10 protein-coding genes and 1 pseudogene are annotated in these 10,162 nt (G+C 42.2%); 7 read left to right on the top strand and 4 right to left on the bottom strand.

Features of this window, described 5'->3' with window-relative positions; translation table 11 throughout:
- Positions 1 to 742: pseudogene (locus CDG77_RS31950) on the bottom strand (ATP-dependent DNA helicase); the annotation flags it as partial.
- A gap of 173 nt (positions 743 to 915) precedes the next feature.
- On the opposite strand from CDG77_RS31950, the gene CDG77_RS31945 reads away from it, so the two are divergent.
- The 3 genes from CDG77_RS31945 (at position 916) to CDG77_RS31935 (ending at position 3,495) form a co-directional block, all read left to right on the top strand.
- Positions 916 to 1,887, top strand: a complete 972-nt coding sequence (locus CDG77_RS31945) for a M48 family metallopeptidase (protein WP_094333226.1) — start codon at positions 916 to 918, stop codon at positions 1,885 to 1,887.
- A 242-nt stretch (positions 1,888 to 2,129) separates the two neighbouring features.
- Positions 2,130 to 2,555, top strand: a complete 426-nt coding sequence (locus tag CDG77_RS31940) for a hypothetical protein (protein ID WP_094333225.1) — start codon at positions 2,130 to 2,132, stop codon at positions 2,553 to 2,555.
- Positions 2,556 to 2,718: 163 nt separating this feature from the next.
- Complete coding sequence (locus CDG77_RS31935; protein WP_094333224.1) at positions 2,719 to 3,495, top strand: DUF1877 family protein; 777 nt, start codon at positions 2,719 to 2,721, stop codon at positions 3,493 to 3,495.
- Between the two features lie 80 nt (positions 3,496 to 3,575).
- On the opposite strand, the gene CDG77_RS31930 is transcribed toward CDG77_RS31935, so the two are convergent.
- Positions 3,576 to 3,866 (bottom strand): Uma2 family endonuclease, encoded by a 291-nt coding sequence (locus tag CDG77_RS31930; RefSeq protein ID WP_223270091.1) that lies wholly within the window; start codon positions 3,864 to 3,866, stop codon positions 3,576 to 3,578.
- 63 nt (positions 3,867 to 3,929) lie between these two features.
- Here CDG77_RS31930 and lysS point away from each other — a divergent pair, with 63 nt between their 5' ends.
- Positions 3,930 to 5,615, top strand: coding sequence for a lysine--tRNA ligase (gene lysS / locus CDG77_RS31925; protein WP_094333223.1), 1,686 nt, complete (start codon positions 3,930 to 3,932; stop codon positions 5,613 to 5,615).
- 152 nt (positions 5,616 to 5,767) lie between these two features.
- On the opposite strand, the gene CDG77_RS31920 is transcribed toward lysS, so the two are convergent.
- Positions 5,768 to 6,727, bottom strand: a complete 960-nt coding sequence (locus CDG77_RS31920; RefSeq protein ID WP_094333222.1) for a glycosyltransferase family 9 protein — start codon at positions 6,725 to 6,727, stop codon at positions 5,768 to 5,770.
- A 69-nt stretch (positions 6,728 to 6,796) separates the two neighbouring features.
- Between CDG77_RS31920 and ispD the strand changes: the two genes are divergently transcribed.
- The 3 genes from ispD (at position 6,797) to CDG77_RS31905 (ending at position 8,710) form a co-directional block, all read left to right on the top strand.
- The gene (gene ispD, locus CDG77_RS31915; protein ID WP_094333221.1) at positions 6,797 to 7,480 is read left to right on the top strand and encodes a 2-C-methyl-D-erythritol 4-phosphate cytidylyltransferase; all 684 of its coding nucleotides are present in this window, start codon (positions 6,797 to 6,799) and stop codon (positions 7,478 to 7,480) included.
- Between the two features lie 185 nt (positions 7,481 to 7,665).
- Positions 7,666 to 8,220 (top strand): SMC-Scp complex subunit ScpB, encoded by a 555-nt coding sequence (scpB, locus tag CDG77_RS31910; RefSeq protein ID WP_094333220.1) that lies wholly within the window; start codon positions 7,666 to 7,668, stop codon positions 8,218 to 8,220.
- Between the two features lie 142 nt (positions 8,221 to 8,362).
- Positions 8,363 to 8,710, top strand: coding sequence for a DUF760 domain-containing protein (locus CDG77_RS31905; protein WP_094333219.1), 348 nt, complete (start codon positions 8,363 to 8,365; stop codon positions 8,708 to 8,710).
- An 84-nt stretch (positions 8,711 to 8,794) separates the two neighbouring features.
- On the opposite strand, the gene CDG77_RS31900 is transcribed toward CDG77_RS31905, so the two are convergent.
- Positions 8,795 to 10,006: an HhoA/HhoB/HtrA family serine endopeptidase gene (locus tag CDG77_RS31900; RefSeq protein WP_094333218.1), complete on the bottom strand. Its 1,212-nt coding sequence runs from the start codon at positions 10,004 to 10,006 to the stop codon at positions 8,795 to 8,797.
- Positions 10,007 to 10,162: the final 156 nt, after the last annotated feature.

Below are 10,162 nucleotides of genomic sequence, written 5' to 3'. Positions count from 1 at the left end.
GGGAGGCAGGGGGGAAAAATTTTTCGTTGAGGGTTTGTAATTGCTGCCAGAAATGTTTCCAATTATCTGGGAGGTTTGCTGAATCTAAAGCAGCATAAAGACGGCTTAAAATCTCGATTTCTGGCTGAGAAATTAGATAGCAGTGATATGGATTGACGGGATGCTGAAAAAGTTCGTGTGTTAGTTGTATCCGTGCTTCGCTAATTGCCTCAGCTTGATTTGGACAAGCCAGTATGAGTTCATCCCAATCATGGGGTTGAATATCTTGGGTAAGTCGATCGCGCACCCAATCTTCGAGATCGTCTACCCCATCAATAATTGTCGGGATGCCTTCGGGAAAGCGATCGCCACCAGCAAATTGTCCTCTTAACCAAGCTTCTGGGGAGGTTAACAGTAGCCCTTGGAACTCAGCATCAGGCCAAGCGTCACCCGTTCTAATCGATTTATTGGCTGGTAGCCATTGCTGTAGACGGGGAATTTCCACCCGCAGTAGAAGTTGCTGCACTGCTTCTTGAGCAACAATAATTACAGGGCCATGCCACATTAGGGCTGATGCTACGAAACTAGTACGATACCGCCCCTGATAGCCACAAACCGCTCCTACTTGAATTAGGGCACTACGTCCCAGGCGCAAGGCGCGTGCTACCAACCGTGCCATCGTCAAATGATGGGGCCAGGAAGGGAACCCCGCTTGCGATCGCAAAAAGTTATGTAGTGACAAATGAACTTCTGCCTCAATCACACGCTTTAAATTCCATACAAAGTGACTTTTACTTCCAATTGCCCCATTTCTATTATGTTGTTATTTGTCATTTGTCATTTGTCCTTTGCCCAAAACCAATGACCAATGACCAATGACCAATGACCAATGACCAATGACCAATTCCCAATTCCCAATTCCCAATCCCCTAAATTATGCCAACTTACACAGGAATTTCCAGCGAAGCCTTCAGGCATCCACTAGATCGTCAAGCCGAGCAAGCTTTACGAAATTTACCGGGATTTGATTTAATCGCTCGTAAATTTGTGGAATTTATCTACGAACGCCCTCAATTAGTCTATCTAATGGGTAACACCATCCAAGTCGGGCCGCGCCAGTATTCCACTATTTACCAGATGTTTCGGGAATGCGTCCGAGATTTGGACATTTACCCAGAACCTGCACTGTTTGTCTCGCAAGATCCCCAAGCAAATAGCTATGCCTTGGGGCAAGAGAATCCTTACATAGTCATAAATACAGGGATACTAGACTTGCTAGACGAAGCTGAGATTCGGGCGGTGCTAGCCCATGAACTGGGGCATATTAAATGTGGTCATACTATTTTAATTCAAATGGCGATGTGGGCGATGAGTGCTGCTTCCGCCTTGGGAGAATTGACCTTCGGACTCGGTAATCTGGTAACACAAGGCTTGATTTATGCCTTTTTTGAGTGGCGGCGGAAAGCCGAGTTATCGTCAGATCGTGCTGCCCTACTGGTGATGGATGACTTGAATCCTGTGATGTCAACGATGATGAAACTCTCTGGCGGGAGTAAAAAATATGCCAATGAATGTAGTTTACAAGAGTTTATCAAGCAGTCAGAAAATTATCAGGCACTGGATGAAGATGGACTGAATCAGATATATAAATTCTTGCTTTACAATGGCGCTCAGGGTACGATGTTGACCCATCCTTTCCCGGTGGAACGCCTGCATTACTTACGGGCGTGGGCAGTATCTGAAGAATACCAGCAAATTCGCCGAGGAAATTATCAGCGATCGCCTGCTTCCGGCTCAGTAAATGTTGCAGCAGAATCTTCTGCAAATGAAACAGATAATTTGCGCCGTCAAATTGAGGAATTACAACGGGAAATTAACAGAATGAGAAGACCTGATAATAATTCGTAATTCGTAATTCGTAATTCGTAATTAAGGAGCAATTACCGTCGGGCGGGCACTGGCACAAGTATCAGAGTTGAGGTTTTCAGCATTAGTAAATAGTGCCCGCCCTACTTAAGATTAATGCAAGATGTGAACTATAACGCATTAACGTACTTTTGGGGGTAGGATAAATTCAATATTCAAAATTAGAGACTTAAAAACTGCTTAACTATATCTGAGCGTTAAATGAGATGTAGGCATTTATCAATATGGCAATTCACTTGACAAAACGGCTCTCTATGTTCGCTGCTATTCTAAGTATTGTCCTTTCCATGCCGGGAATTGCCTTAGCTGTACCGGTTCAACTACATACTAATTCTGGTGTCATTTTCGCCCAAATTAACAAAACGGCAAGCTACTCCACCTCATCTGAGATTAACCTGACTCCCTTGCAAAGCCAAGAACTTCAGGCTGTGCGTCAGAGAAGGAACAGGGAAATTGAGGCAGTATTAAACACATCGCAACGCGTCCGACTTAATCACAATCTCCGGGCTGGTAATAATATGAATCAAGCCCTACAAAAGCTGAATTTAAAACCAGAACAGCAAGAATTTGTACAGGCGATCGTTCAATTTACTAATTTGAAAATGAAGGCTATTGCATCTAGGCATTCGCTAATAATAGACCATAAATAATGGTTTGACTTGTACATTAGATTATTGAATCATTGTCATAGAAGATATCAATCATATTTTCTATGACAGTCTTTTGGATAAAATGCGCTCAAGCGATCGCATTTTTTTATTGTAGGTATCTCATTACTAATTCCCCTTTTAGAATAAAAAAAAGGAGATATACATGGGTATTGTAGGTGAACTTAAGCAAATATCACCTGTAATGTTAGATAAATTTAAAATAAATTCATCTTTCTTGGATATATTTTTTAGTGCTAAATATTTGGCTGAGTCTCCTTTTTGGGAAGAAGCTATTTATATATCAGGTAATTCAAGGCTTAATATCCAGCAACAGTCAGAGGATAAATTTAAAGAATTTAAGTGGACAGATAATCAGCAAATAAAAAACACAAGAGCAGAATTTTTGAAGGAGTGGCAAATTTCAGAATTATCTTTAGGTAAATCGTGGCACGAACTGCATTTTTTACTTACTGGATATACTCATACAGATAAATTATCTTTTTTAGTAAGTAAAAACTCCTCAAACAACTTACCCAAAATTTCCTTGAATAATTGGAGTTTTTTTAAAATTTTTAATCCAATTCTAGGGAATAAAAAGTATATAGAACAATATATTAGTCCTAGGCTAGATATAGATAATTTACCTTTAGTAAATGCCATCCTGGGTGGTACAGAAATAGGAAACAAAGAGGGTTATGGCAAACATAGATATTTAATACCCGATGAAGTGAGGCAAGTAGCAGAAGCTTTATCAGAACTCTCAGAAAATGGCTTTATAACAAGGTATAAACGAGAAGAAGTTAAAGAAGAACAAGTGGGGATTATAGATTGGTCAGAACCAGAGACAGTAGAGTGGTTAACTGAATACTACAAGGGAATAACAGCTTACTACATAGCAGCAAATAATTTGGGAAATGCTATGTTACTTTATTTAACTTAGTTCTTTTAACTATAGATTTTATTCTCATTTATCAAGAATTGGTCGAGAAAAAGTTTCATCCTCAAATTTTGTTACTTAACTTATGGAAACATTTGACTAATATGGATTTCAATTTCTGGAAATGCAATCAGGGATAACGTTGCATTCTCCTGCAAAATAAATTGTTGATTGTAGCCTTCCAAAACTGGTTCGCGGAAAACAAAAACCTGACGCTGATTCACATCCAAAATCCAGTAGTCAGCAATTCCCGCACTAGTATATAAAGGTGCTTTCTGTTTGCGATCCGTGTCTAGTGTTGTATCTGCTACCTCAATGAGTAAAGTTTGTGTCATTGTATTTGGTTTGGCGATATTATCATCTGCAAAGTGCAAATATCTCTTCCTCTCAACTTTTGCAGCATCTATAATTAATCTTGCCCTATTTAGTTCGTTACCATGTCGGAAGAAGATATCCGAGCCGCGAGGCTGGAGAAAGTAGAACAACTCAAGCAGCTAGGGACTAATCCCTACGCCTATCGTTGGGAATCTACCCATCATGCAGCGCAGTTGCAAGAACAATTTGCGGATTTAGCCAGTGGTGAAGAAGTTGATTTAGAAGTTGCGATCGCTGGGCGGATTATGGCGCGTCGCGTTTTCGGTAAACTGGCTTTCTTCACTTTGCAAGATGAAACTGGCACAATTCAGCTTTATTTAGATAAAAATCGCATCCAAGAAAGCATGGCAGATATTGATGCTGATGCCTTCAATCATTTAAAACAACTCACAGATGCAGGCGATATTCTGGGAGCCAAAGGTACTATTAAACGGACTGAAAAGGGCGAATTATCTGTCTACGTTAAACAATATACTATCCTGACTAAATCCCTGTTGCCCCTACCTGACAAGTGGCATGGATTAACGGATGTTGCGAAGCGCTACCGTCAGCGTTACGTTGACTTGATTGTTAACCCAGAAGTACGACAAACTTTCCGCCGTCGCGCTCAAATTACTGCTGGGATTCGTCGTTATTTGGAACAGCGAGATTTTCTCGAAATTGAAACGCCAGTTTTGCAAAGTGAAGCTGGGGGTGCAGATGCGCGTCCATTTATCACCCACCACAACACTTTAGAAATGGAATTGTATCTGCGAATTGCTACAGAACTCCATCTCAAGCGGTTGATTGTAGGTGGTTTTGAAAAAGTGTTTGAATTGGGACGGATTTTCCGTAATGAGGGAATTTCTACTCGACACAATCCCGAATTTACGACAATTGAAGTTTACCAAGCCTACGCCGATTACAACGATATGATGGCGCTGACTGAGGGAATTATTACCACTGTCGCCCAAGACGTACTCGGCACATTGCAAATTACCTACCAAGGGGAACCTATAGATTTAACTCCACCTTGGCGGCGGGTAACAATGCACGATTTAGTTAAAGAATTTACAGGCTTGGATTTCAATTCTTTCCAAACATTAGAAGAAGCAAAAACAGCAAGTAAAAATGCTGGTATTCCTGGTGTAGATGAAGCCAAATCAATTGGCAAGGTACTGAATTTAGCCTTTGAAGAAAAGGTAGAAGCTAATTTAATTCAACCTACCTTCGTAATTGATTATCCTGTAGAAATTTCGCCTCTAGCAAAACCCCACCGTTCTCAACCTGGTTTGGTGGAAAGATTTGAATTATTTATCGTCGGGCGAGAAACTGGGAACAGCTTCTCAGAACTTACAGATCCCATCGATCAAAGAGAACGCCTAGAAGCCCAGGCTGAAAGAAAAGCTGCTGGCGACTTAGAAGCCCAAGGTGTGGATGAAGACTTTTTGACAGCCCTTGAATATGGAATGCCGCCTACAGGTGGTTTAGGGATTGGGATCGATCGGTTAGTAATGTTGTTAACTGATTCTGCCAGTATTCGGGATGTAATTGCTTTCCCTCTACTCAAGCCTGAAGGCAGTGTTATTAAGCAATTTACCTATGAGCCAAAAACTCAAACACTGACTATTGAATTTGACAGTGGAAGTGCTTACGAGTATTTCAAAGTCTCTCCTAGTGTGAAAGAAGACTTAGATAATGCTCCGTCTAAAGGTCAGTACTTTAACAAGTTTATTAAAGGAAAATTTAAATTTGAACAATTGAGTTGACCGATTCAAGCATATAATTTGAATTCTTCATTTAATACTGAAATAACCGCAAAATCTAGCTGTCACAACCAGGTTTTGCGGTTATTCAACAAAAGCATGACTACATTGGATACCTAATAGAGTAATTGCAGAAATTGGGACAAACTGTTGGTTTAGCCACCCCAGATTTTCTCTAAAACTGCGTTTGGTGAGATATCCGCAGTTTTTCCCGTGGGGGATGCAATAGCCAGGAATTTATCGTTTTTCGGCAACAACTTATTTGCATCGGTGGGCCCAAATAGGGCGATGGTATAGGTTTGAACTGCAACACTCAGTTGTAGTGCCGGACTATCAGTAGACAACATCAAATTTGCTCCGGCGATTATAGCAGTTAACTTGCCAATATCATCTGGGGCAGTCACCTTGATATTTGGAGAAGACCCCAAAAGCGATCGCACAAACTGCTCGTCGTCAGTCCCCTTAATCACCACCACAGGCAGATCCGGCTGCTTGTCTTGGAAGCCTTGAATAATTTGATGCCAACTTTCCACAGGGTAGATTTTATCCAGTTCTTTAGCCTGGGATAAATGACCAGAACCGCCATGAATCAGGATATAACCTGTTTCATGTACGCCTAAGCGTTTCTGTTCCTTTTGTGCCCACTCAATATCTGGTTTTGGCACATTTACTGCTAACTCTGGGACAGGACTATTTATTTCCAATGGTTGCAGCAAATCGTGATATACTGCCGCCGCATACTGGGATGGTTTAAATGGCACAGCATGGGTCAGAAAAACCGAACCCTTGCCTTTGTAGCCAATACGTATGGGAATTCCTGTCAACCAAAGTAAAAGACCTAGCAACCAAATTTGCTTCACAGCAATGACAACATCGTATTCGCGATCGCGAATTGTCCCCACCAAGTTACCCCAATCTGCCAGACTATTACGGTCGTGAAAATCAAAGTTCAGCACCTCGTGAACTGACTTGCTCACTCGGTAGGCAGCCTTTGACCGGGGTTCAACAACGACATCTATCTGAGCGTTAGGGTAATTGCGCTTCAGGTCATCTAGAGTCGGAAAGAAGAGAATTTGGTCGCCAATTCCGCCAGGTACAAGGGCTACTACTCGCATAATATTTATTGACGCTTACTCGCTCCCTATTTTAGGGGAAAATATATAGCTTAAAGATTGAGGAATTCTGTGTATTTACTAATTCCAGCTGCGGGAATCGGAAAAAGAATGGGTAGTAACCGCAATAAACTCTTGCTGAAAGTGCGATCGCAACCAATTATTGCCTGGACTCTATTAGCCGCAGAAGCCGCCAATACAATCAGTTGGATCGGGATTATTTCTCAGCCTAGCGATTGGCCAGACTTCAGGGCAATTCTCACCGATTTGAAGCTGACTAAACCTGTGGAATTGATTCAAGGTGGCTCCACCCGTCAGGAATCTGTTTACAATGGCTTGCAGGCTTTGCCAATAGCCGCAGAACAAGTGTTGATTCATGATGGGGCCAGATGTCTCGCCACACCAGATTTATTTAACTCTTGTGCCGAGGCCATTCGCCACTATCCCGGTTTAATTGCTGGTGTACCCGTCAAAGACACGATCAAAGTTGTCGATGAACAAGGCATAATTCAAGAAACACCCGACAGACGAAATTTGTGGGCTGCACAAACTCCCCAAGGATTTAATGTCAAGTTGTTGAAACAGTGCCACGCTGAAGGTGTCCGGCAAGGTTGGGAAGTAACTGACGATGCCGCTTTATTTGAAAAGTGCGGTATTGAAGTGCGAATTGTCGAGGGAGAGGAGACAAATTTGAAGGTGACAACTCCCCAAGATTTAGCGATCGCAGAATTTATTCTTACAACTAGAGGTGCTTGAGGGATTGGGGATTGGAAAATAACTAATCCCCAATACTTTGACAACGCTCAGTACAAGTGCCCAGTCACAAATTAGAGACTTTCAAAAAATACTTTGACAATTTACGATATAATGCCACACACTTGTTGATTGTTAGTTGTCATGTACTAATGACCAATGACTAATAACTAATGACTAACAACTAAATGATTACAGCCACAGCGACGAAGATAGAAGCAATTCTCTATTTAAAGGGTAAACCCTTGTCGCTCGGCGAAATCGCCGAGTATGCCGCGTGCGATCGCGCCACTGTCAAAGAAGGCATAATTGAACTAATGGACAACTATGCCCACCGAGATAGCGCCCTAGAGGTAATAGAAACCCCAGATGGTTATAGTTTGCAACTAAGGTCTGACTTTCATGATTTAGTGCAAACGATGATACCAGTAGAGTTGGGTGTAGGTGCATTACGGACTTTAGCAGCGATCGCCCTCAATAGTCCCATACTCCAGAGCGACTTGATTAACTTGCGCGGTTCAGGAGTATATCAACACGTTCCAGAACTCGTAGAACTTGGTTTCATCCGCAAACGCCGAGACAGCGATTCTCGCTCCTACTCACTCCAAGTAACCCCAAAATTTCATCAATATTTCCAAATAGAACAACTCCCGCAAATACTTTCCAACAGCCAGAAGGAAGAACAACTAGAACTAGAACTAGAACTAGAACTAGAACTAAAAGCAGTAGGGACTGGGGACTAGGGACTGGGGACTAGGAAAATTACCCAATCCCCAATCCCCAATCCCCAATCCCCATTCCCAATGACTTATAACCGTGGTGAATGCGCTAGCCTTGTACTATGGTTTAGAGTAGAGTTAGCAATTAAGCTAAATAAAACTGCCAATGGTGTTTAATCCTGACTTTTTAAATGACAACTCTGAGGAACACCCTAATCAACTTCTTTCCGACCACTCTGAAGAATACCCCAATCAGTTACTCAAATATCTACAACATCAGTCTCCTGATGTTTTAGCGAGGATTGCTCAATCCGCCAGCCCCGAAATTAAACAAATTATCTCGCAAAATGTCCAAGGGCTAGTGGGAATGCTCCCCGCAGAAAATTTCAACGTGCAAATCACAACAGATCGGGATAACTTAGCTGGGCTTCTAGCGTCGGCCATGATGACGGGGTATTTTTTGCGCCAAATGGAACAAAGAATGCAGTTAGAGCATTTGTCTAATGGTCAGTAGTTATATAGTCAATAGTCAAACATTCTGGGACTATTGACCAAATAATTCGTAATGACGCTCTCTACGAATTACGAATTATTCTGACTACTTCCTTTCAGGATAAGCTCCTGATTGTACTTTGAAGGTTTGAATTTTCCCGCTACGGTTAACTTCGATAGTTAAAATGTCACCAACTTTGCTGGACTCTACCAGCTTTTGAACTTGGGCTGAGGTTTTAACTGCTTTACCGTTAACTTTTTGAATCACGTCTCCAGGAAGCAATCCTCCACGCTTGGCTGGAGAATCCCCTGTGACTCCTTTAATCACAATCCCAACATCCTGCTGAATGTTAAGTTGATTTTCTTGATTAATCTGCTGTTTCTTGATGGGAGAAAGGTCTGCCATTTCAATACCCAAGAAGGGATGTTCTACACGCCCTTTGGTAAAAAGTTCATTGGCAATGCGGGCGGCGGTTTCAATAGGGATAGCGAAACCGAGTCCTTGAGCATCAGCGCGGATGGCAGTATTAATACCAATAACTTCGCCTTGGGCGTTTAACAAGGGGCCACCGGAATTACCAGGGTTAATTGCGGCATCAGTTTGAATAAAGGTGACTCGCTTATCGGGGACACCAACCTGAGTGCTAGTGCGATCGGTAGCGCTGACGATGCCAATAGTGACAGTATTATCTAAACCTAGAGGATTGCCAATTGCGATCGCCCATTCTCCTGGTATTAAGTTTTGCGAATTACCCAGTTTAACAGTCGGTAAATGATTCGCTTTTATTTTCACCACTGCCACATCTGTTACAGAATCAACTCCTACCACCTTTCCCTCTAAACTTCGACCATCCTTGAGGGTGACTTGTACTGTATCCGTATCTGCTACTACATGAGCGTTAGTGAGTAATTCTCCATCTTCACTCAAAATAAATCCCGATCCCGTACCCCGCTCAATCCGTTCTTCGGGAATTGGTTGCTCATCCTCTCCAAAAAACCGCCGCAAGAGGGGACTTTTTAATGCGTCAGAGATGGGATTGGCGACTTTGCGAGTGGCATTAATTCGCACCACAGCCGGGCCGACTTTTTGCACTGCCGTCGCAATAAAATTCACATTACTATCGCCCCCACTGGCCCCAATTTGTGCATTAGAAGGATTCGGAGTTACGGATTCTGGAGGCGAAGCCATTGTTACATTTTTTAACTGTTGGAAAGAGGGATTTTGTAGCAGGAGATAGCGACTACCAAACAAACCTGCACCACAGCCGAACACCAGTAAGAACACATAAACGCCCAGTTGCTTTAAAGATAACTTCATAATCATTCTGCTTAAGGACAGCAATGCAGTTGCTAATTTCTAAGTGTAGTCAAGCTAACGATAAGTGGACAGATCAATTTACAAGGAATTAAGTATGGAGATTGGGAATTGGAGATTGCATATTAGGTAATCTTCCAAGTTCCAAGTCCCCAGTCC

Origin of the sequence: Nostoc sp. 'Peltigera membranacea cyanobiont' 213 (assembly GCF_002245975.1) — a bacterium.
Lineage (GTDB): Bacteria > Cyanobacteriota > Cyanobacteriia > Cyanobacteriales > Nostocaceae > Nostoc.
The sequence above is the reverse complement of the archived record's forward strand: the minus strand, read 5'-3'. Positions and strand labels throughout refer to the sequence as shown.

What these genes read in the sequence shown, in the direction of transcription:
- CDG77_RS31900 (WP_094333218.1), bottom strand. Translation starts at nt 10,006, where the DNA reads ATGAAGTTATCTTTAAAGCAACTGGGCGTTTATGTGTTCTTACTGGTG.
- CDG77_RS31905 (WP_094333219.1), top strand. Translation starts at nt 8,363, where the DNA reads ATGGTGTTTAATCCTGACTTTTTAAATGACAACTCTGAGGAACACCCT.
- scpB (WP_094333220.1), top strand. Translation starts at nt 7,666, where the DNA reads ATGATTACAGCCACAGCGACGAAGATAGAAGCAATTCTCTATTTAAAG.
- CDG77_RS31920 (WP_094333222.1), bottom strand. Translation starts at nt 6,727, where the DNA reads ATGCGAGTAGTAGCCCTTGTACCTGGCGGAATTGGCGACCAAATTCTC.
- lysS (WP_094333223.1), top strand. Translation starts at nt 3,930, where the DNA reads ATGTCGGAAGAAGATATCCGAGCCGCGAGGCTGGAGAAAGTAGAACAA.
- CDG77_RS31945 (WP_094333226.1), top strand. Translation starts at nt 916, where the DNA reads ATGCCAACTTACACAGGAATTTCCAGCGAAGCCTTCAGGCATCCACTA.
- CDG77_RS31935 (WP_094333224.1), top strand. Translation starts at nt 2,719, where the DNA reads ATGGGTATTGTAGGTGAACTTAAGCAAATATCACCTGTAATGTTAGAT.
- CDG77_RS31940 (WP_094333225.1), top strand. Translation starts at nt 2,130, where the DNA reads ATGGCAATTCACTTGACAAAACGGCTCTCTATGTTCGCTGCTATTCTA.